Source organism: Thermithiobacillus plumbiphilus (genome assembly GCF_038070005.1).
GTDB lineage: Bacteria > Pseudomonadota > Gammaproteobacteria > Acidithiobacillales > Thermithiobacillaceae > JBBPCO01.
The window spans coordinates 105,615-127,128 of sequence record NZ_JBBPCO010000003.1; the positions used below are offsets into that span (position 1 = coordinate 105,615).

At 61.9% G+C, this 21,514-nt stretch carries 19 protein-coding genes and 2 tRNA genes; 1 reads left to right on the forward strand and 20 read right to left on the reverse strand.

Annotated features, from left to right (window positions below; all coding sequences use genetic code 11):
- Nucleotides 1–95 precede the first annotated feature (95 nt).
- The 8 genes from WOB96_RS04365 to WOB96_RS04400 all read right to left on the reverse strand — a co-directional run bounded on the left by WOB96_RS04365 (nucleotide 96) and on the right by WOB96_RS04400 (nucleotide 8,913).
- Nucleotides 96–668, reverse strand: a complete 573-nt coding sequence (locus tag WOB96_RS04365) for a Uma2 family endonuclease (protein WP_341370059.1) — start codon at nucleotides 666–668, stop codon at nucleotides 96–98.
- Nucleotides 669–770: 102 nt separating this feature from the next.
- Complete coding sequence (gene rfbB / locus WOB96_RS04370; RefSeq protein WP_341370060.1) at nucleotides 771–1,868, reverse strand: dTDP-glucose 4,6-dehydratase; 1,098 nt, start codon at nucleotides 1,866–1,868, stop codon at nucleotides 771–773.
- Nucleotides 1,861–2,739, reverse strand: coding sequence for a dTDP-4-dehydrorhamnose reductase (gene rfbD / locus WOB96_RS04375; RefSeq protein WP_341370061.1), 879 nt, complete (start codon nucleotides 2,737–2,739; stop codon nucleotides 1,861–1,863). The genes rfbB and rfbD overlap by 8 nt, the downstream gene beginning before the upstream one ends.
- Nucleotides 2,736–3,284 (reverse strand): dTDP-4-dehydrorhamnose 3,5-epimerase, encoded by a 549-nt coding sequence (gene rfbC, locus WOB96_RS04380; RefSeq protein ID WP_341370062.1) that lies wholly within the window; start codon nucleotides 3,282–3,284, stop codon nucleotides 2,736–2,738. Before rfbC ends, rfbD begins: the two co-directional genes overlap by 4 nt.
- A complete protein-coding gene (rfbA, locus tag WOB96_RS04385) occupies nucleotides 3,281–4,180 on the reverse strand; it encodes a glucose-1-phosphate thymidylyltransferase RfbA (RefSeq protein WP_341370063.1) in 900 nt (299 codons plus the stop codon). Before rfbA ends, rfbC begins: the two co-directional genes overlap by 4 nt.
- Before the next feature lie 20 nt (nucleotides 4,181–4,200).
- Nucleotides 4,201–5,121, reverse strand: coding sequence for a UTP--glucose-1-phosphate uridylyltransferase GalU (gene galU, locus WOB96_RS04390; protein WP_341370064.1), 921 nt, complete (start codon nucleotides 5,119–5,121; stop codon nucleotides 4,201–4,203).
- A 90-nt stretch (nucleotides 5,122–5,211) separates the two neighbouring features.
- Nucleotides 5,212–6,438, reverse strand: a complete 1,227-nt coding sequence (locus tag WOB96_RS04395; protein ID WP_341370065.1) for a GumC family protein — start codon at nucleotides 6,436–6,438, stop codon at nucleotides 5,212–5,214.
- 6 nt (nucleotides 6,439–6,444) lie between these two features.
- The gene (locus tag WOB96_RS04400) at nucleotides 6,445–8,913 is read right to left on the reverse strand and encodes an SLBB domain-containing protein (RefSeq protein ID WP_341370066.1); all 2,469 of its coding nucleotides are present in this window, start codon (nucleotides 8,911–8,913) and stop codon (nucleotides 6,445–6,447) included.
- A gap of 272 nt (nucleotides 8,914–9,185) precedes the next feature.
- Here WOB96_RS04400 and WOB96_RS04405 point away from each other — a divergent pair, with 272 nt between their 5' ends.
- Complete coding sequence (locus WOB96_RS04405) at nucleotides 9,186–9,851, forward strand: phosphatase PAP2 family protein (protein WP_341370067.1); 666 nt, start codon at nucleotides 9,186–9,188, stop codon at nucleotides 9,849–9,851.
- Nucleotides 9,852–9,893: 42 nt separating this feature from the next.
- Here the strand turns inward: WOB96_RS04405 and WOB96_RS04410 are convergent, their stop codons facing one another.
- The 12 genes from WOB96_RS04410 to lolB all read right to left on the reverse strand — a co-directional run bounded on the left by WOB96_RS04410 (nucleotide 9,894) and on the right by lolB (nucleotide 21,505).
- Complete coding sequence (locus WOB96_RS04410) at nucleotides 9,894–11,276, reverse strand: UDP-glucose dehydrogenase family protein (protein ID WP_341370068.1); 1,383 nt, start codon at nucleotides 11,274–11,276, stop codon at nucleotides 9,894–9,896.
- 121 nt (nucleotides 11,277–11,397) lie between these two features.
- Complete coding sequence (gene wbaP / locus WOB96_RS04415; RefSeq protein WP_341370069.1) at nucleotides 11,398–12,912, reverse strand: undecaprenyl-phosphate galactose phosphotransferase WbaP; 1,515 nt, start codon at nucleotides 12,910–12,912, stop codon at nucleotides 11,398–11,400.
- Between the two features lie 109 nt (nucleotides 12,913–13,021).
- Entirely contained in the window at nucleotides 13,022–14,482 is a 1,461-nt protein-coding gene (locus WOB96_RS04420) for a mannose-1-phosphate guanylyltransferase/mannose-6-phosphate isomerase (RefSeq protein WP_341370070.1), read from the reverse strand.
- Nucleotides 14,483–14,799: 317 nt separating this feature from the next.
- Entirely contained in the window at nucleotides 14,800–15,900 is a 1,101-nt protein-coding gene (locus tag WOB96_RS04425; RefSeq protein WP_341370071.1) for a polysaccharide biosynthesis/export family protein, read from the reverse strand.
- Between the two features lie 411 nt (nucleotides 15,901–16,311).
- Nucleotides 16,312–16,388: transfer RNA gene (locus WOB96_RS04430), tRNA-Met, on the reverse strand.
- A gap of 44 nt (nucleotides 16,389–16,432) precedes the next feature.
- On the reverse strand, nucleotides 16,433–17,524 hold the full coding sequence (gene ychF, locus WOB96_RS04435; protein ID WP_341370072.1) for a redox-regulated ATPase YchF: 1,092 nt from the start codon (nucleotides 17,522–17,524) through the stop codon (nucleotides 16,433–16,435).
- A 14-nt stretch (nucleotides 17,525–17,538) separates the two neighbouring features.
- Nucleotides 17,539–18,117 (reverse strand): aminoacyl-tRNA hydrolase, encoded by a 579-nt coding sequence (pth, locus tag WOB96_RS04440; RefSeq protein ID WP_341370073.1) that lies wholly within the window; start codon nucleotides 18,115–18,117, stop codon nucleotides 17,539–17,541.
- A gap of 16 nt (nucleotides 18,118–18,133) precedes the next feature.
- A complete protein-coding gene (locus WOB96_RS04445) occupies nucleotides 18,134–18,748 on the reverse strand; it encodes a 50S ribosomal protein L25/general stress protein Ctc (protein WP_341370074.1) in 615 nt (204 codons plus the stop codon).
- 93 nt (nucleotides 18,749–18,841) lie between these two features.
- Complete coding sequence (locus tag WOB96_RS04450; protein WP_341370075.1) at nucleotides 18,842–19,789, reverse strand: ribose-phosphate pyrophosphokinase; 948 nt, start codon at nucleotides 19,787–19,789, stop codon at nucleotides 18,842–18,844.
- A 111-nt stretch (nucleotides 19,790–19,900) separates the two neighbouring features.
- A tRNA-Gln gene (locus tag WOB96_RS04455) sits at nucleotides 19,901–19,975 on the reverse strand.
- A 23-nt stretch (nucleotides 19,976–19,998) separates the two neighbouring features.
- On the reverse strand, nucleotides 19,999–20,856 hold the full coding sequence (gene ispE, locus WOB96_RS04460; RefSeq protein WP_341370076.1) for a 4-(cytidine 5'-diphospho)-2-C-methyl-D-erythritol kinase: 858 nt from the start codon (nucleotides 20,854–20,856) through the stop codon (nucleotides 19,999–20,001).
- Nucleotides 20,849–21,505 carry a lipoprotein insertase outer membrane protein LolB gene (gene lolB, locus WOB96_RS04465; RefSeq protein WP_341370077.1) on the reverse strand — a complete coding sequence of 219 codons (657 nt, stop codon included), beginning with the start codon at nucleotides 21,503–21,505 and terminating at the stop codon, nucleotides 20,849–20,851. The genes ispE and lolB overlap by 8 nt, the downstream gene beginning before the upstream one ends.
- Nucleotides 21,506–21,514 lie beyond the last annotated feature (9 nt).

Sequence of the window (21,514 nt, forward strand, 5' to 3'; positions counted from 1 at the left end):
GTTAGCCAATTCTTGGGGTACCTCATGGCTAATTTATTGGGAGCGCGGATGGTGGCGATCTGCTCGGGAGTCAGGCGTATGGGGAAAGATCCGGCCTAGCGCCAGAGGCCGGTGTCCTCGTAGAGGTCTTCGAGCGAAAGGGCGGCGCTGTAACCTGGGCAGTAAATGTTGAGCACCTCGCCGGGATCCAGGCGGGCGCTGAGCCATTCGCCATCCTCGCCACGCAGGTAGTATTCCACGGCCACCTGTTCGGCGTCGATGAGCAGGTAGTAGCGCAGGCTGTCGAGCTGCTGGTAGGCCTGGCGCTTTTCGCGCTGGTCGATGCTCTCGGTGGATGGCGAGAGCACTTCGGCAATCAGGCAGGGGCGCTCCAGATATAAGGGGTGCTCGTCGGCGGGATCGCAGCCGAGCATGACATCGGGGTAGTAGAAGGCATTGCTGGCGCGCACGCGGGCCTTCATGTCGCTGATGAAGACGCCGCAGGGCCCGCCCCGCGCGGCGGCGCGCAGGTGGAAGGCGAGATTGAGAGAAATGAGATTATGGCGCCTGCTGGCGCCGGACATGGCGAAAACCATGCCGTCGATATATTCGTGCTTGACCGGGCTTTGCTCCTCGTTGGCCAGGTAGTCTTCAGGACTGAGACGCTGGAGCTTTTTGGGCGCAGACATGGCGGACCTCGCAGTCTGGTTGACTTTTATTGAGTCTAACAGCGTGTTTGGTGCCACGCCAGCGGCCTGCGCTCAGGTAAGCCCCTGATCCAGCAGGACTACTCACGCGTACTGTTGCTTGACCCAATCCTGATAGCTGCCGTCCATCACCGCCCGCCACCAGGGCTCGTTGGCCAGGAACCAGTCGATGGTCTTGCGAATGCCGGTCTCGAAGCTTTCCTGCGGCGCATAGCCGAGCTCGGACATGATCTTGTGGGCATCGATGGCATAGCGCCGATCATGGCCGGGGCGATCCTTGACGTAAGTGATCAGGCTCGCGGCCTGGTTTTGGGCGGCGGGTGAGCGCGGGAAGCGCTGGTGCAGGCTAGGATCGTGAGCGAAGGCTTCGTCCAGTAATTGGCAGACCAGTTTCACGATGTCGATATTGGCCCATTCGTTGTTGCCACCGATGTTGTAGACCTCTCCTACCCGTCCCTGATTGAGCACCAGTTCGATGCCACGGGCATGGTCCTCGACATAGAGCCAGTCGCGGATGTTCATGCCATCGCCATACACCGGCAGGGGCTTGCCTTCCAGGATGTTGACGATCAGCAGTGGTATGAGCTTTTCCGGGAAATGGTAGGGCCCGTAGTTGTTGGAACAGTTGCTGGTCGTGACCGGCAGGCCATAGGTGTGATGATAGGCTCGCACTAAATGATCCGAGGCGGCCTTGCTGGCCGAGTACGGTGAGTTCGGCGCATAGGGCGTGGTTTCGGTGAAGGCCGGATCAGTGGGGCCGAGCGAGCCATAGACCTCGTCGGTGCTCACATGATGAAAACGCGGGCTGGCGGGTGCGTCATCACTGTCGAGCCAGGCCTTTCGGGCGGCTTTGAGGAGCGTGTGGGTGCCGATGACATTGGTCTCGATGAAGGCATCTGGCCCGAGAATGGAGCGGTCCACATGGGACTCGGCGGCAAAGTGCACGATGGTATCGATGGCTTCTTCCCGCATGAGCCGGTCCACCAAAGCCCCATCGCGGATGTCGCCATGCACGAAGCGGAATCCGGCATGGTCCTTGACTGGATCGAGGTTGGCGGGATTGCCAGCGTAGGTCAGGGCATCGAGCACCAGGAGGCGGTCTGCCGGGTGATGTCTGGCCCAATAATGGACGAAGTTCGCGCCGATGAAGCCAGCGCCGCCGGTGACAAGCAGCTTACGCATCTCGCTGTTCCTTGAGTTCTTGCAACACCTGGCGCAGGGCGACGCGCCAGTGGAGCGGCGCCAGGTCAAAGTCCGCCCAGCTCTGGGTCTTGTCGAGCACGCTGTAGGCCGGGCGCTTGGCGGGGGTGGGGTAATCCTGGGTGCGAATCGGGCGGATTGGTATGGCCTTATCAAGCAGGCCGAGCGCCAGGGCCTCTTCCTGGATGGCGAGGGCAAAGTCATACCAGCTTGCCACACCACTGTCGGTCCAGTGATAGATGCCGCGCAGATCGGGTTTGCTCGCGGCCCGCCAGATCGCCTGGGCGAGTGTGTGGGCCGAGGTCGGCGTGCCGATCTGATCACTCACCACCGCGAGCTGTTCGCGCTCGGCCATCAGGCGCAGCATGGTCTTGACGAAGTTGTTCCCGTGGGCGGCATAGACCCAGGCGGTGCGGATGATCAGGGCCTGACTTTGTGTGATCTCCTGCACCTGCTGCTCGCCCTCACACTTGCTGGCGCCGTAGACGCCGAGTGGGTTGGTCTGGTCGGCTGGTTGATAGGGCGTGGATTTGTTGCCGTCAAACACAAAATCAGTGGAGATGTGGATCAGCCGCGCCCCGCTGCCTTGCGCGGCACGGGCGAGATTCGCTGCACCCTCGGCGTTGACGGCATGGGCGCGTCCGGGCTCGGTTTCGGCCTGGTCCACCTTGGTGTAGGCGGCGGCATTGATGATGAGGGAGGGCGCAAAGCGGCTGACCGCCGGCCGGACCGCATCGGCCTGGCTGATGTCCAGTGTTCGGCTGTCCAGGGCGAGCAGTTCACAGCTTCCAGGAGCAGAATCTTGCAGTGCCTGCCCGAGCTGGCCGCTGGCGCCGGTGATCAGGACCTTCATGGATAGCACTCGGCAGTTTGCAGGCTGGCGGCCTTGGCATCCTTAGACGAAAGCCGAGGCGGCTGGCCATCGACGAGCGGCCAGGTGATGCCCAGCTCGGGATCATCCCATCTCAGGGAGCGCTCGAACTCGGGCGCATAGTAGTCGGTGCACTTGTAGACGAAATCAGCATAGTCGCTGATGACGTAGAATCCATGGGCAAAGCCCGGCGGGACCCAGAGCTGGTGCCTGTTGTCCACCGACAGCACTTCCCCGACCCACTGGCCAAAAGTCGGCGAGCTGCGGCGCAGGTCGACGGCGACGTCATACACAGCGCCTGATACCACCCGCACCAGCTTGCCCTGGGGCTGTTGTACTTGATAGTGCAGGCCGCGCAGGATGCCCTGGGCCGAGCGGGAGTGGTTGTCCTGGACGAAATCAGCCGTAATGCCGGCATCCAGAAACTTGCGCTTTTCCCAGGTCTCCATGAAAAAGCCGCGATCGTCACCAAAGACACTGGGCTCGATGCGGATCACGTCGGGTATGGCGGTGGGGATGAACTTCACGGGAAGACGCGCTCGTGCAGCATGCTCAGAAGATACTGGCCGTAACCATTCTTTTTCAGGGGCTGGGCCAGGCGCTCGACTTGTGAGGCATCGATGTAGCCCATGCGATAGGCAATCTCTTCGGGGCAGGCGACCTTGAGCCCCTGGCGCTGTTCGATGGTCTCGATGAACTGGGCGGCCTGCAGCAATGACTCATGCGTGCCGGTATCGAGCCAGGCGCTGCCGCGCCCAAGGATCTCGACCTGGAGCTGCTTCATGGCGAGATAGCGGGCGTTGACATCGGTGATCTCGAGCTCACCGCGCGGGGACGGGCGGATCTCGCGGGCGATGTCCACCACCTGGGCATCATAGAAGTACAGGCCAGTCACCGCATAGCTCGAACGGGGTTGCGTGGGCTTTTCCTCCAGGCCCACAGCTCGCCCGGAGGCATCGAACTCGACCACGCCATAGGCACGCGGGTCCTTGACGTGATAGCCGAACACGGTGGCGCCCTGGGGCTGCTGGCAGGCGCGCTGCAGAATGTCGCTCAGGTCATGGCCGTAGAAGATGTTGTCGCCGAGCACCAGGGTGCAGGGGTGCTGGTTGATGAACTCGCGGCCAATGAGAAAGGCCTGGGCCAGGCCATCGGGCGAGGGCTGCTCGGCATAGGAGAAGTCCAGCCCCCAGTCCGAGCCGTCGCCGAGTAGCTGCGCAAAGCGCGGCAGGTCCTCAGGCGTGGAGATGATCAGGATCTCGCGTATCCCCGCCAGCATCAGCGTGGACAGGGGATAGTAGATCATCGGCTTGTCGTAGATGGGCATGAGCTGTTTGCTCACTGCCCGCGTCAGGGGATAAAGCCGGGTGCCAGAGCCCCCGGCCAGTATGATGCCCTTGCGGGCCGCGCTGCTGCCGTGCATGCAAAACTCTTCTTTGGTGGTTACTTCACTTCACTGGCGACCTTGGCAAGCATATCACGCTCCTCACCATTTAGCTCCTGGCAGCATTCGCTCAAATACTGGGCGAAGCCCTGCCCCACCTGGGGGTGCTTGAGGGCGTACTCGACGGTGGCCTTGAGGTAGCCGAGCTTGTCGCCGCAGTCAAAGCGCTTGCCCTCGAAGGAGTAGGCGAGGATCTGCTTTTCCGAGAGCAGGCCGGCGATGCCGTCGGTGAGCTGGATCTCGCCGCCGGCGCCCTTGGGCGTCTGCTCCAGGTGATGAAAGATGCGCGAGGGCAGGATGTAGCGGCCGATCACGGCCAGATTGGAGGGGGCGTGCTCGGGCGCCGGCTTCTCGACGATGCCGCTGACCTGGAACAGCCTGTCGTCCCAGGGGCGGCCATCCACCACGCCATAGCTCTTGGTCTCGGCACGCGGTACTTCCTGCACCGCCAGGATGCCGACATTGAAGCGATCGTAGCGCTCGACCATCTGCGAGAGCACCGGCTGCTCGGCCATGATCAGGTCATCGGCGAGCAAGACGGCAAAGGGCTCGTCATTGATCACGGGCTTGGCCATGAGCACCGCATGCCCCAGGCCCAGCGGCTGGCTCTGGCGGATGAACACGGCGCTGACGTGGCTCGGGAGGATGCGGCGCACCTGCTCCAGCATGGCATGCTTTTGCCGGGCTTCGAGTTCCATCTCCAGTTCATAGGAGACGTCGAAGTGATCGGCGATGGCGCGCTTGCCCCGTCCGGTGATGAAGATGAGCTGATCGCAGCCGGCGGCAATGGCCTCCTCGGCGGCATACTGGATCAGGGGCTTGTCCACGACCGGCAACATCTCCTTGGGACTGGCCTTGGTGGCCGGCAGAAATCGCGTGCCCAAGCCACCCACCGGAAATACCGCTTTGCGAATCTTCATCGTGCCCCCTTTCATGGTCCTGGTCATAGATAGTCACGAATCCTAATCCCGTCCAGAACTCGCCACAAGTTACTAATGGCCGGATTGAACCTAACGGGACCAGAGATACTTGTGCAGCAGATTCAGGCGCTCGGCCTGTTCGGGATCCTGGCGCTGGCGCTCGGCGGCCTCCCGGATGAAGGCCCAGAAGATGCCGATGAAGAGACCGACCACGCCCGCCAAGGCCACCATCAGCGTACGTTTTGGCTTGCTCTTGTAGGCCGGCGGCGTGGCGATATCAAGCACCTGGATCAGTGGCGCATTGCGGGCCTCTTCGAGGCGTGCCATTTCAACCTGTTTGGCCATCAGCTCGAACAGGGTTTCGCGGTATTTGACCTCGCGGAACTGGCGCGTGTACTCCAGCCCAAGCTCGGGCACCTTGCCGGTCGGGATCATGATGTCGCCCGCCGCTGAATTACGCTGCTCCAGACGCTTGAGGCCGGCGCGCAGTTCATCGAGCTCCTGCTGCGTCCGCTGCAGGTCCGGATTTCCGGGGGCGGCGTAGGCGCGCATGCCGGCAAGCTGCACTTCCTTGGCGGCGATCTGGGCCCGTGCCTGTGCCACGGCCTGGATCACGGCCGAGGCCTGGGAACCCGGCTCGATCAGACCCGTTCTTTCCTGAACGCTCCTGAGCTGGTCCTCGGCATTGGCCAGATGTACCTGGGCATCCTTGAGTTGCCTCTCGAAGAAAACCCGTTTTTGCGAGGCTTCCGTCAGCGCCAGCTTGTGCGTCAGCCGGTCCAGGGCTTCTGGATAGGCATTGGCGAGCCGGGCGGCAAAACGCGGATCCTTGTCATCCACAGAGATGCTGATGATGCCGTCCTTGCCGGCCTTGACCTCGGTCCGGCCCTCCAGGGCATTGAGGGTGTCGTCGAGCGTTTTCGTTTCATAGCGCTTCTGCAGGCCGAACTGTTTGATCAGCATGCCCCTGATCTCGCGGCTCTCGAGCATGCCGATATAGAGGTCGTTGGAGTTCTTGATTCCGAGCGCGCCACCTGCCAGCCCTGCCGCACCGCCCAGAACCTGGCTCAGCATGGCGGCCGCGCCACTGTCCTGCTGCTGTGGCGGCAGGAGTTTGGTGGTGGCGGTATAGACCGGGCGCATCAGCAGGCTGATGACCACGGCGGCGAGCACAAAGAACAGGGTGACCGAGAAAATCAGCTTTTTGCGCTTGGCCAGCACGATCAAGAGATCGAGCAGGGATATCTCGTCCTCATCCTCTTCCGGCCGGTTTGAAGGATTGGGAGCCGATTCAGTGTTTGTATAGGTGTTGCTCATGGGCACTCAGAGTCTTACGGCAATCAGGGCCGTCGTGGCAATCTGCATCATGATCTGGGTGATGTCCCGCAATTCCCGCAGCCAGGATATCCGCTGGGTCTTGGGTGGCACTACCAGGGTGTCACCCGGCAATGCGGGATCCCCCTCGACCCCGCGTAACCAGCCGCGCTGGGTATTGCTGATCACCGAACCATCGGCGCGGATGATGTACATGGTGCCCAGGTCGCCATCCCGGTTCGCCCCGCCAGCCTGGGCCAGATATTCCCCGAGATCGGTCCTTGGCCGGAAAATGAAGGCATTCTGGTTGAACACCGAACCCATGACGTTGACCAGTTCAGGCCGGGCAGGGATCAGCAGGCGGTCGCCGTCCTCCAGCGCCAGAGGCGGCATATCGGATAGTTCCCGGGTGCTCGGCTTGAGTCCGAGCACGATGCGGCCCTGGGGCTGGATCTGCCGCAAACGGGCCAGCAGCGCGCGCTGCGCCTGGACCTGGGCCTGGGCGGATGCTGCGGATTCCGCACTCAAGGCCCCGGCGGCGGCACGCGCGGCACTCTGGTTGATGTCCTGTTCCAGCCGGTCGAGGCTCTCGGCCAGGCGTTCCTTTTGCATCCTGCGCACGGATTCGCGGGTGAGATTTGCGGCAAACAGATAGGCCTGGCTGGTCAGGCCCCCCGCACGCTCGATGATCGTGGTCAGATTGTCGCCAGGCTGGACCTGATAGATGCCAGGCCGCTTGACCTCGCCCTCGAGGCGCACGAACTTGGTCTTTTTCGCTTCGGGAACCTGGACGTCATCCTTGGAGAAGATGGTGATGACATCGCCGGGCTGCAATAGCAGGTTGTTTGCGGGATGCCCTTCCAGGATTGCCTGGCCGAGGTTGAAGGGGATCAGTTCAGTGCTGAGATCACTCTGGCGGACACGCTCGATGACAGCATAGTCCCAGTTGGGCTCGGGCAGGGTACGTACCACTTCCTGCTGGGTACCTAGGGTTTTGCGGGGACTCTCCGAGGAAGGCTGCGTTGCGCCGGCATCGGCTTCATTGAGATTGGGGTCATATAGCCTGGTTCCATATTGCTTGGCTTCGTATTGCTTGGCTTCGTATTGATTGTTTTCATATTGTCTGACCGCATCGCTGGGTTGCTGCTGGTAGGGCTTGAGCTGGGCATAGAGCCGGCTCCAGTATGCCTGGTTGATCAGCGCGTCGCGGGAAGGAATCAGGTCGCGGATGCGCATGCCTTCACGCCAGGGGTAACGCCCGGGCCAGGCCACATTGCCGCGCAGGGTCACGGCATTGTCGAACCGGGTGGGCACGGCGAACACCCGCACCAGGTCGCCGTCCTGCACCGGGCGCATGCGTCCAGCGGCATCCAGCGGGAACTCGGCTATGCGCCGGCTTTCACGGTTGATGATGCGTTCGAGATTGACCTTCTGCCCATAGGCCGTGGAGGCCAGCCCGCCGGCCAGTTGCAGGAGGTCTTCCAGGCTGGTGGGGCCTTTCAGCTCATAGATGGCTGGGACATTGACATTGCCCGCCACCGCCGCCAGTGGACCGACTGGCGGAATGAAGATGACGTCGCCCGGCAGCAATTGCACATCCCGGGATTTGTCGCCACGCAGCAGCAGATCATAGAGATCGAAGTCCACCACGACCTGGCCATTGCGCTTGAGCTGGACATGGCGCAAAGAACCTTGCGGCGTCGGCCCGCCGGCCGCGAACAGGGCATTGACCAGCGTGCTCAGGGCGGAAATGGTGTAGGTGCCGGGCTGCCTGGCCTGGCCCATGACAAAGACCTGGATGGAGCGTAGCTGACCAAGGCTGACATCCAGATCGAAGTTCTGGTAGACGCGGCCTATCGCGGTACGCAGATAGTCCCGTAGCGAGGAAAACTTCAAGCCGGCAACATGCACATTGCCCACGGTTGGCACATTGAAGTTACCGTAGCGGTCCACCGTGGCCCGGTAATCGATGTCCACCTGGCCCCAGGCCCGGAGCATGATTTCATCGCCGGGGCCTACCACGTATTCCGCCGGTACCGGGGTATCCTGCACCGGGGCGAAGGTGGAAGGAGCCTGACTGAAGAACTGATGCCCAAAAAGCGGCAGATCCGTTGAAATGCCGAGATTCTCGCCCTTGGCAAGAAATTGCTGAAAGAGGCTGGGGGCGGCTGGGGGGTTTACGGGCAGGAAGAGAGAGCTCTGCTGTCCCTGGTATTGCTTGTCAGCAGTTGCCGAGCTCGTGGACTGATTTCCGGAAATGGTTGGCTTGCCGGAACTTGGCAAAGTCTGGGGCAACAGGGAAAAGGAACCGGGCATTCCTGGCTGGCCATAAGTCGGGCTTGGCACATTCAGGCCTTGCGCGTCATTATACGCGTTCCTGGGATCCAGATTCTGCGCCTGAGCCTGTACCATCATGAACACGAACAAGACCAACAAGGCTATCGCTTTTCTCGCCCATAGCCGGGAGAATTTCGTCATCCCCAACCCTTTTCGCCGCTTTGGAAAATCAAGGAAAATAAATGAGAAACTCCAAAACCGGGCGCATGCCTGCCACCCTGTTGCGTTCTCTTCTTGTTGTGACGAGCCTGTTCACCTGCCATGCTGCATGGTCCCAGGACTATAGCACCGGCGCGAAACCACCCATCTCCGACCAAATGCGCACGCCAGACGCGCCATCCTCAGGGGGATTCCTGGTTGAACCGCAAGCTGGGTCGCGGTCGGCAATGGCGCCAGAATCCGCCCCACAGGACTTGCCACGGGGATCCATTGTAGCATCAAGGCCCTGGTGGGATACAACGCTCGGCAAGACCGGGATCGCCCTGGGTGTCACCGCGCTTTCCACGCTGGGAGACCGGGAACTGGACCGCTGGGCCAGCGAGCATCCGGATAACGATATCCGCCGGGTACTCGGAGATACCAAGGACATCCTGCCGATCTATGCCATCGGCTTCGCTGCCGCCACCAGTTTCCAGAGCCCCTGGGCCAATGAGAAGCTTGCCCATGCCTCCAGCGTGGCACTGGCGGCCACTGCCTTGACTTACGTGGAGACGGTGGCGATCAAGCAACTCGTCGGCCGGGTACGCCCCAGTGATACCAACGATCCCTATGAGTTCGAGCCTTTCGGCAGCCGCTACGATGTGCTGTTGAACGGCCCGTCCTTCCCTTCCGGACATACCTCCCTGTCCTGGGCCGTGATCACGCCCTATGCCAAGGCTTATGACGCGCCCTGGCTTTATGCCATTCCCGTGATCTCGGGGGCAGGCCGGGTGATGGATGACGCCCACTGGCTTTCGGATGTGGTGGGCGGGGCGTTTCTGGGCTATTACACGGCGGATTTTCTTTACCGGCACTTTCCCAAGGGGGATGTCGGGATGGTGTTTACCGGGAAAGGCCTGATGATCCTGAAGCAGTTTTGAAAGGGGCGGGCGGCTTGCCGCGCTTGCGGCAAGCCTGCCGGATCAGCGCCTGGCCAGGGAACCGGTAAAGTCTTTCACCGATGGCAGCGCCAGGCCTCTGCCGATGCCCTCGTATTCGAAGCCCAAGGGCTGGAGTTCCTCGGGGTCGTACTGATTGCGGCCATCGAGGATGATCGGGGCCTTGAGGAGGCGTTTCATGGCGGCGAAATCCGGGTGGCGGAAGGGCTTCCATTCGGTCACCAGCACCAGGGCATCCGCCCCTTCCAAGGCCTCGTACTGATGCGCCGCGAGGCTGAGCCGCCCGGCCTCGAACCACGCTGCCGGCCACTCCTTGCGAGCGGCATCCATGGCCACCGGATCATAGGCCCGCACGCTGGCGCCGGCATTCAGCAGGGCCTCGATCAGCACCCGGGCCGGCGCTTCGCGCAGGTCGTCGGTACCGGGCTTGAAGGCGAGCCCCCAGACGGCGAAGGTGTGGCCGCGCAGGTCGGACCCAAAGCGGCGGCTGAGCTTCTGGAAGAGCACCTGCTTTTGCGCGGCATTGCGGGCCTCCACGGCATCGAGCACCGGCGTGGCGTAGCCGCGCGCGTGCGCGGTGCGAATGAGCGCCTGCACGTCCTTGGGAAAGCAGGACCCACCATAGCCGCAGCCGGGATAGATGAAGTGCGAGCCGATGCGCGAATCCGAGCCGATGCCCTCGCGCACGCTCTCGACATCCACGCCCAGCAGATCACAGAGATTGGCGATCTCGTTCATGAAGGAGATCTTGGTTGCCAGGAGGGCATTGGCGGCGTATTTGGTCATCTCGGCTTCCTTCACGCCCATGTAGATGACCCGCTCGCGATTGCGGTTGAAGGGCGCGTAGAGCTTTTTCATGATCTCGCGGGCCCGTTCGCTCTCGCAGCCGACGATGATGCGATCAGGACGCATGAAGTCGGCGACGGCCGCGCCTTCCTTCAGGAATTCGGGATTGGAGACCACATCAAAGGGGATTTTGACGCCCCGGACATCGAGTTCGGCCTGGACGGCGGCGCGGACCTTGTCGGCCGTACCCACCGGCACGGTGCTCTTGTCGACGATGACACTGTAGCCATCGAGATGCCGCCCGATCTGGCGGGCCACCGCCAGCACGTACTGCAGGTCGGCAGAACCGTCCTCGCCGGGCGGGGTACCCACGGCAATGAAGTAGACCTTGCTGTCCTGCATGGCCTCGGGCAGCTCGGTGGTGAAGTGCAGTCGATCCTCGGCGCTGTTGCGCAGCACGATCTCTTCGAGCCCCGGCTCATAGATCGGCAGGACGCCGGCCTTGAGCCCTTCGATCTTGCCGGCATCCACATCCACACAGGTCACGGTCCGCCCCATCTCGGCAAAACACGCCCCTGTCACCAGCCCAACATACCCCGTCCCAATCACCGTGAGATTCACGCAGCAGTCCTCAAAATTGGATTCAACCTGGGGGATGATATCGGATTCCGGCTTTTGGTGGAATGATCAGCAACAGGCGGCTCATGGCCGCCCTTGACCTGAATCGGGAGATCCCGCACTCTCAGTAGGCGCCCTTGCGGGCCAGCACGACCTGCACGGTCTTTAATAGCACCACGATGTCATACCAGAGGCACCAGTTCTTGACGTACCAGGCATCGAGGTTGATGCGGTCGGTGAAAGTGGTTTCGCTGCGGCCACTGACCTGCCAGACGCCGGTGATACCGGGCCGGGCTTCCTTGTACATGTTGATCGAGTCACCGTAGTCCGGCAGTTCACGCGCCAGTAGCGGCCGGGGGCCAACCAGGCTCATTTCGCCGATGAAGACATTCCAGAGCTGCGGCAGTTCGTCGAGGCTGGTCGCGCGGATCCACTTACCGACCCGTGTCACCCGTGGATCATTCTTGAGCTTGAAGTTGCGCGAGTATTCCTCGCGAATCTCGGGCCGCTCCTGAAGCCACTGGGCAAGTACCTCATCGGCGTTTTCGACCATGCTGCGGAATTTCAGGCATTTGAAGAGCTGACCATTGCGGCCCACGCGCTCCTGGCGCAGGAATGCCGGACCAGCATCTTCACGCCGGATCTGCCAGATGATGAACCCGATGACAGGCGAGAGCAGCAGCAACAGCAGACCCGATGTAATGACATCGAAGCTCCGCTTGAGAAACTGCGCCCCTGAGCGGCTCAGGTTGTTGCGGACTCGCAGCAGCAGGACCTCATGGCGAAAGAAGTGCGTCACTTCCATGCCCATCAGGGGTAGACCACTGATCGGCGGGACGATGTTGATGTCGTGGTGACGCAGGCTCAGACGCTGCAGCAGCTCCTGATTCTCGTAGGAAGCTCGAAAATTCAAGGCCACGACGACATGCGGATTGCCGAGACGCTCCAGGGTCAGCTCCGGATCGTCTCCGAGGATGATGACCGGGATCCGGTGGCCATTGACCTCCATGTATTCCGGCAGGGCATTTGCATTTTCACCCGGCTTTGGCGCCACGGCGAGAAAACCAATGACGTCGAAGCCGAGCAGCGGCTCGCTCCAGAGTGCGGCAGCAGCATCCCGGGCATTCTGGCCGGCGCCAATGACGACCGTTGGACGCACCCAGCCACCCAGGCGAATCAGGGCCTTCTTGATCTGCACGCGTATCAGGGGGATCAGCAGCAAGGCCAGCAGCCAGGTACTGATCATCCACGCCCGCGAGAACTCCCACTTGCCCACGAAACCAAGCGCCGCATCGATGATGGCGAGCGTTACGATGACCTTGAGAATTTGCTGCAACTCGTCCCAGAAGGGCCGGCGCTGGGAATAATGGCCAAAGGCCAGGAACCAGGCGATGGCGATGCCGGACAGGAGCACGAAAAGCAGAGAGCGCAGCTCGCCCTTGTTGCCCCACCACTCCACGAAAGCCGTGGAGAGCTCCATGAAGGACGTGCCATTCCAGACCCAGTAGCCCATGCGTCCCAGAAAGAACGCGAGTGACAGGGCAAACAGATCTCCCAGCAGCAACAGCACCTTCGCTGCATGCGTGCTGAGCATGAAGGTTCGAAATGTAGGTTGCCGCGAAACAGCGATGTTGCTCATGCAAACCTCCTCACATCCGGACCGCAAAAGGATGCCTGTCGCCACTGGTGGCAGCCTGAACTGCCCCCCAGCAGCGGTGCAACGCCCAAGGACGCGCCAGCTTTAGCCTTCAGGCCCGTCCATACTGGTCATCGAAGCGCACGATGTCGTCTTCTCCAAGATATTCGCCGCTTTGCACCTCGATCATGACCAGGTCGATGACCCCCGGATTGCTGAGGCGATGGGCGGTGCCGTAGGGGATGTAAGTGGACTCGTTCTTGCGCACCAGGATTTCGCGTTCGCCATTGATGACCCTCGCCATCCCGGACACCACCACCCAGTGTTCGCTGCGATGATGGTGCATCTGCAAGGACAGAGAGGCACCCGGCTTGACGACGATGCGCTTGATCTTGAAGGCGCCGCTCTCTTCGAGCACGGTATAGGTGCCCCAGGGACGATGGACGGTGCGATGCAGGCGGTAGGCTTCGTGATCCAGGAGCTTGAGTTGCTCGACCACCTTCTTGACATCCTGGGTGCGATCCCGATTGGCGACCAGCAGGGCATCCGGGGTATCCACAATCACCAGATTCTCCACGCCGACCGCTGCCACCAGCCGGTCATTGCCACGGATGAAGCAATTGCTGGCATCCACCAGCACGGTTTCGCAATCGACCCGGTTGCCGTCGCCATCCGCCTCGGTGAGCTCGCTGACGGCGCTCCATGAGCCAATATCGCTCCAGCCGAAATCGCCGGGCACCACGGCCACGTCGGTGGCCTGTTCCATCACCGCGTAATCGACGGAAATGTCCGGAATGCTGGCAAAGCAAGCAGGGTTCAGCTCGAGCGGTTGCTGTTCCAGGGCAGAGGCTTCCCAGCAGGCCACGGCGCCTTCATGAACAGCAGGAGCGTGTAGCTGCAGCGCTTCCAGGTAGGCGCCGGCGGTAAAGCAGAACATGCCCGAATTCCAGAGATGGCGTCCGCTTTCGAGATAGGCCGTGGCCGTCATGAAGTCGGGCTTTTCGACGAAGCGCCTGACCGTGCAGGATGCTGACCGGGTATTGCTGGATGCCGCGTCTTCCACGCCGGCCAGGACCAGATCCTCACTGGTTTCGATATAGCCGAATCCAGTTTCCGGGTAGCTTGGCCGGATGCCGAAAGTAACGAGCCGGCCCTCGCGGGCCTGCTCTGCTGCCAGATCGACCGCCCTGGCGAAACGGGCCTGATCATTGATCAGGTGGTCCGCGGGAAGCACGAGCATGACCGCTTCCGGCCCTTCAAGCGCCTGCAGCCGCAAGGCAGCCATGGCGATCGCTGGCGCCGTGTTGCGCCCTACCGGCTCCAGCACGTAGTCAAAGGAAAGATGTCGGGCTTCCTTGATCCGGGCATATTCATCCCGGGTCCGAAAGAAATATTCGCGATTGGTCAGGGTCAGCACACGCTGCACCCTTGGCAGGACAGCCACTCGACGCAGGGTCTTCTGCAGCAGACTCTGGCCATCGGCCAGCTGCATGAATGGCTTGGGATGCGCCTCCCGAGAGACCGGCCAAAGCCGGGTTCCCGCACCACCGGACAAGATTACAGGGGTCAACATGCATTGCTCCTCATCTGAAACGGACTGCATTCAATGAATCCAGGGTAGTAAAGCCATTTTCTGCAAACGGCCATGCCCACATGTTATTGGTATTGCTGGCTTGCATTGTATCTTTCAGTTCCATGTTTGGGATACCACGAACGACCTAAGCCATTGTGGGCAGATAGCCCCGCAATACCGCATTTGCAACTTGCCTGTACGCCGCCTTTCGGCCATGGCCTACAGCAACCGTGCCGAATGGCGCGAGAAAATGGGCATTGTTCCAAAAAAACCGGGCAGGGCCCTTTGGGCCCTGCCCGGCACTGGCCAGCAAGATGTTAGTTGCTGTTGTTCTTCAGGAACTCGATCTGCACGAAGGGATTGAGCAGGCTGGACACGAACTGCAGCGATGGCAGGACCTGACCGATCACTTCGTTCCAGCCACCAACCTTGCCCAGCGGCACATAGACGATGTCGCCCGAGGCGAGCTCGAACGGCGCCGCCTCACCCTTCATGATGCGCCCGGCATTGACCTGGATGAACTGGGCACGATCACCTTCCGCCCGAATGATGCGCACGTCCTCCAGACGACTGCGGGTGATATCGGTGGACGTCAGGCCGGCCTGACTAAGTGCCTGCAGGAGATCCATGCGGCCGCCCGTGAAAGGCACGGCGCCGGGCTTCGATACCGCACCAAACACAAAGGCCTGCTGGCTGGCCTTGTCCGGCACGAAAATCGTGTCGCCCGGCCGCAGACGAATGTTCTGCGCGAGATCCCCCTGACGCAGGAGACGGTTGAAGTTGATGGGCAGCTTCTGGCCGTTGCGGGCGACATAGGCGCCGCGCAGATCCGCAGTCTGCATATTGACTGATCCACCCAACGCGAGCACATCCAGGAGATTCAGGGGCCGGTCGGAATACTTCAGGCCGGGCTGCGTGAACTCGCCCAGCAGGTTGTAGCGCATGCTGGTACCCGTATCCAGTTGCACGGAAACGGAGGGGTCCTTGAAGTAAGTACTCAAACGCTGCTGGATCAGATCACGGATTTCGCTGGCGGTTTTGCCGGCTACCTGAATGCTGCCGACCAGCGGCATCTGGATCGTGCCGTCATTATCGACCCGGGTTCCGCGCACACCGTTGGTGTTGCTGCCCTGCTGGATGTTGTACAAACCGCCGGACAGTTCCGGATGCTGATAGACGTCGATGCGCAGGATGTCTCCCGGGCCGACACGATAACTGATTCCCTGCTGCTCATCGAGCCTGGACTGTCTCAGGGTCTCGTCGAGCAGCTTGGATTGCTGGGCCGTCACTGCACTGGGCATGGAAATGGACTTGGTGCTGACGGTGTCGTTTGTGGTAGGCGTACTGGCACATCCTCCCAGGATCATGAGAGTGGCGAGTCCGAGAGCTGCCGAGCTGAAGCGCAATTTCGTATTCAAGGTTTCCTCCCTGTATCGTCAGACCGAACCTTTCCACGATCCAGAATTCTGCCCGGGTTATCGGGTGGAGACCAGCCCGGAGCCTGGATTCGTACTGGTGCAGCCTTTGAGTGGGTTGAGATCAGTCATTATCAGTGGAAGAGGCGCGCCAAGCTCAGATCGCACCCATGCCACCCGTTTTGCAGCCGGACAGAAAATGGCCGAAGCTGCGTGCATTTTGCGCAACTACTCTGGCACGGTTTGTTGCAGGGAAATATCGGACAATTGCCCTAGATCGCAGGTAGGAAATCCAGCCCGCCGCTTGGGGCGCTTCGGGCGGGAAGGCAAGGCTTGGGTGCGGAGCTGGGTGCCCCGCCAGTGCCCCGAAAAAGAAAAAGGGCCTGGCGTTTCGGCACCAGGCCCTTGATATTCTGGTGGCGCTTCAGGGACTCGAACCCCGGACACGCGGATTATGATTCCGCTGCTCTAACCAACTGAGCTAAAGCGCCAATGAGGGTGATATTTTGTACGAAAATGGCGAAAAGTCAAGCCGTCAGACGTTGAAGCGGAAGTGCACCACGTCACCGTCATGCATCACATATTCCTTGCCTTCGAGGCGCGCCTTGCCGGCCTCGCGGGCCCCCTGCTCGCCCCGATATTGAATGAAATCCGGGTAGGCGATGACTTCCGCGCGAATGAAACCGCGCTCGAAATCGGTGTGGATGACGCCGGCTGCCTTCGGTGCCGTATCGCCGCGATGAATGGTCCAGGCACGCACCTCCTTGACCCCGGCGGTGAAATAGGTCTGCAGGCCCAGCAGTTCATAGCCGGCGCGGATCACCCGGTTGAGCCCCGGTTCCTCCAGGCCCATGTCCTTGAGAAACTGCAGCTTGTCGGCCTCGTCGAGCTCGGCGATCTCCGCTTCCATGGCGGCACAGACCGGCACGACCTGTGCCGCTTCGCGCTCGGCCCAGCCCCGCACGGTATCCAGCAAGGGATTGTTCTCGAAGCCATCCTCGGCAACGTTGGCGATCACCATGGCGGGCTTGGCGGTCAGGAGACAGAGCGGCGTCAACCAGGCCATTTGTTCGGCATCCGCAACCAGGCTGCGGGCGGTGTGGCCCTCATCGAGATGTGCGACCAGGCGCTCGAAAAAGGCGCGCTCTTCCATTGCCTCCTTCTTGCCGGTCTTGGCGTTCTTCTGGGCGCGCTGCAAGGCACGCTCGGCGGTCTCCATGTCCGCCAGCACCAGTTCGGTGAGCACGACATCGAGGTCGCTCACCGGGTCAACCTTGCCAGCCACATGGACCACGTCCGGGTCCTCGAAGCAGCGCGCCACGAAAGCAATCGCGTCCGTTTCGCGGATATGGGCCAGAAACTTGTTGCCCAGCCCCTCCCCTTGCGCCGCGCCCGCCACCAGGCCGGCGATATCGACGAATTCCATGCTTGCCGGCACGACGCGCTCGGGCTTGACGATTTCCGCCAGGGCGTCCAGACGCGGGTCGGGCACGGCGACGATGCCGACATTCGGCTCAATCGTGCAGAACGGGTAGTTCTCGGCGGCGATACCCGCCTGGGTCAAGGCATTGAAGAGGGTTGACTTGCCGACATTGGGCAGGCCGACGATACCGCATTTGAATCCCATGATATGCTCCAGGCCTATCCGGCGCTGTGTAAGGAATGCATGGCCGCTTCCAGTCGATCTGTCAGCACCTGGGGCAGAACCTCCAGGGCTCGATCGATGGCGCCATGAATCAGAGTCTCGTCCGCCGCGCTCGGGCGTCCCAGCACGTAATTCACCACCTGATCGCGATGTCCGGGATGCCCGATGCCAATGCGCAGGCGCAGATAATCCCGGCTGCCCAGTCTCGCGTCGATGTCCTTGAGACCGTTGTGACCGCCATTGCCGCCGCCCCGTTTCAGACGCACCACGCCGGGCGGCAGATCCAGGTCATCATGGGCCACCAGGATGCGTTCCACCGGTATCCGGTAAAAGCGCGCGACGGCGGCGACCGCCTCGCCACTACGATTCATGAACTGCTGCGGAAGACAGAACCAGGCTTCCTGCGCCTGGATCAGTGCCCGCCCGAGCAGGGCCTGATAGCCCTTGTCGAGTCGCAGCGGCGTCGCCGACTGACGCGCGAGCGCCTCCAAAAACCAGAACCCGGCATTATGCCGGGTCCGGTGGTAGTCCGGGCCGGGATTGCCCAGCCCGACCAACAGCCATGAGGCTGGCATGATGAAAAACCCTGCCTCAGGCCTCGCCGGCGGCTTCCGACTCCTCGGTCGCCGCGCCACGCGGCGCGAGCACCTGCACCACGGCCTTGTCATCACCATGGGCGAGCGCCAGAATGCTTACGCCCTCGGGCAGCTTGAGGTCCGAAAGGTGGATGCTCTCGCCCTTTTCAAGGTTGCTGACATCGACATCGATATGGTCCGGCAACCTGTCCGAGGGCGCCAGCACCTCGACCTCGACCAGGATGTGATGCAACTGGCCACCCTGCGTCTTGACGCCGACACACCCTTCTTCACCGATGTAGTTCAGCGGCACATGCACGGTGACCTTCTGGCCGGCCTTGGCGCGCTGGAAGTCCATGTGCTGCACCAGGAGCTTGAAAGGATGCATCTGCAGATCGCGGATGATCACCTGCTGGGTCGTAGCATCGGGGAAAGCAAGGGAAATCACGTGTGAAAAGACACTCTGGTCCAGGATCAGCCTGGAGATTTCGCGCTGGGACAGGGTGATGGACTGCGCGGCTTCGCCACCGCCGTAGATGACGGCCGGCACGCGATCCTCACGGCGCAGGCGGCGGCTGGGACGACGGCCATGGACCTCGCGTACTTCTACATTCAGGGAAAAATCAGTCATTGTGTTTACTCCTGCTTAAATGAGCGGGGCGAGGGTTGACGAAACCTTTCTCCCCATTGCCAAACAGGACGCGCGAATGCGCGCCATGCGAATTCATTCCATGAAAAGCGAGCTGACGGAATCCTCGTCGGAAATGCGGCGGATGGTCTCCGCGAGCAGTTCAGCCACGCTCAGGGTGCGGATCTTGCTCGATTTCTGCCCTGCCTCATCAAGCGGTATGGTATCCGTCACCACCACCTCGTCCAGCGCGGATGACTCGATGCGCGCCACGGCCTCTCCCGAGAATACCGGGTGCGTGGCATAGGCATAAACCTTGGCGGCACCCCGGCGCTTCAGCGCAGCCGCGGCTTCGCAGAGGGTCTTGGCGGTATCGACCATATCATCCATGAGCACGCAGGTACGGCCGGATACCTCGCCGATGATATTCATGACCTGCGCCTCATTGGGGCGCGGGCGACGCTTGTCGATGATGGCGAGATCCACCTCCAGGCGCTTGGCAATGGCCCGGGCACGCACCACGCCGCCGACATCCGGGGAGACCACCACGAGGTTCTCGTAGTTGCGGCGCCAGATGTCGCCGAGCAGGATGGGAGAGGCGTAAATGTTGTCCACCGGCACGTCGAAAAAACCCTGGATCTGATCGGCATGCAGATCCATGGTGAGCACGCGGTCGGCGCCGGCCGTGGTGATCAGATCCGCTACGAGCTTGGCGGTGATGGGCGTTCTGGCGCGGGACTTGCGATCCTGCCGGGCGTATCCATAGTACGGCACGGCGGCGGTGATGCGGTTGGCCGAAGCGCGTTTGAGCGCGTCGATCATGGCCAGCAGTTCCATCAGGTTGTCATTGGCGGGAGCACAGGTGGGCTGAACGACGAAGACGTCCTTGCCACGCACATTCTCCAGAATCTCGACAAACACCTCGCCATCACTGAACTCACCGACGTCCGCCCGCCCCAGCGGAATATGAAGGTAGCGAGCGATGGCCGCTGCAAGCGCCGGATTGGCGTTGCCCGTGAACACCATCATACTGCCATAGGCCATGGTGTCTATGTCTCCCTGATACAGATACTAGAGCAGCTCTGGGGCATCGCACGGAATGCGGGCGCGCCCGGCCGTCTCTGCCAGCCTCGGACTAATACTGATACGACAAAGTGGCTGGGGCGCTAGGAATCGAACCTAGGAATGCCGGAATCAAAATCCGGTGCCTTACCGCTTGGCGACGCCCCAAGAAATCGTGCTGGAACAGGATCTTACTCTAAGTTCAGTTGCGCGTGCAGGGGATGCCGGTTGCTCCCCTGGGCGGCAAAGGCGACCCAGTTTGCAGGCACGCGCCGGACGATGGACCCGGCGACCTCACGTGAATCGGCCATGCCAAAGACACAGGCGCCGCTGCCGGTCAGTCGGGGAGCCGCGATCCCCTGCCCGTCGAGCCAGTTCAGGGCCTCGCCAATGACCGGATAGCGCGCAAGCACGAGCGCTTGCAGGGTATTGTCCTGCACCCCGTCCAGAAAGTCGCGTATTGTGATGGGAGAATGGGAACGTGTCAATTCCGGATCGCTGAAGATACTGCCGGTGGAGACAGAAACACCGGGATGCAGGACCACATACCAGGGGGTGGGCAGCTCCGGCAGGGGGGTGAGTTGCTCCCCTACGCCTTCCGCCCAGGCAGCCCGGCCCCGGACGAAGACCGGCACGTCCGCGCCCAGGCCAAGGCCAAGCTCGGCGAGCTCGGCGAGACTCAGACCCAGTCCCAGCAACTGGTTCAACACAAGCAGTGTGGTGGCGGCATCCGAGCTGCCGCCGCCGAGACCGCCCCCCATCGGCAGGCGCTTGTCGACGAAGATGCCGACGCCCTCCCGTACCCCACAGGCATCTTGCAGCAACTGTGCCGCACGCACCACGAGATCACTCTCCGGCGATACTTCCGCGGCACCGGCCAGCCGGCGCGCCCCGCGCCCGGGCAGGGATACGAAGCGCAAGGCGTCACCGTAGTCCAGGAACTGGAACACCGTCTGCAGCAGATGATAGCCATCCCGGCGCCGGCCGATGACGCGCAGCATCAGGTTCAGCTTTGCCGGCGCCGGATAGGCTACCTGTTCCTCAGCCACCCTGCCCTCCGGCGGTGGAAGCGGCTGCATTCCCGAACTGCAGTTGCCAGTCCCGAATCACGGCCTTGACGCGCACCGCCTGTGGGCCTTCCGCCAGGACCCGTCCGGGCATGGCCACGCCATTCACAGGGCGATAATCCTGATAGGTCACGGTCCAGCCAGCCTGCTTCAGGATTTCCGGATTGCCCTGACTGTCATAGGTGACTTCGGCAAGCTGTCCGGGCAGGGCTTGTCCCCGCAGCCAGTAAGCAAGGCTGCTGACCGGTAGCGGCATGGGCGAACGGCCGGCCAGCACAGTTGCGGCATCCGGACCACTCGCCTCGAAACCATCGGCGAATTTCGCGTAGGCGCCCTGGGGACTCTGCTCCAGCAACATGACGGTGCGTCCCAGGGGATCGCGCATGCGCAACACCTCGGTGCCGCCCGTGCGCTGCCATTCGAAGGCGGCGCTGTTGCCCTCGTTGCCAGCCTGCACCGCAACCCGCCCCTGCGCGGACCAGGATTGGAGCTGTTCCAGTTTCTGGCTGCGTTGCGCTGGCGTTTGCGCAGGCAGCGGTTCCGGTGGCAGGCTTGCGCAGCCGCTCATTGCCAGCACGAGCATCAGCAGTGGCCAGGTGGCAGGCCTGCGAAACATCTCAAGCGAACCCATGAGCTCTCC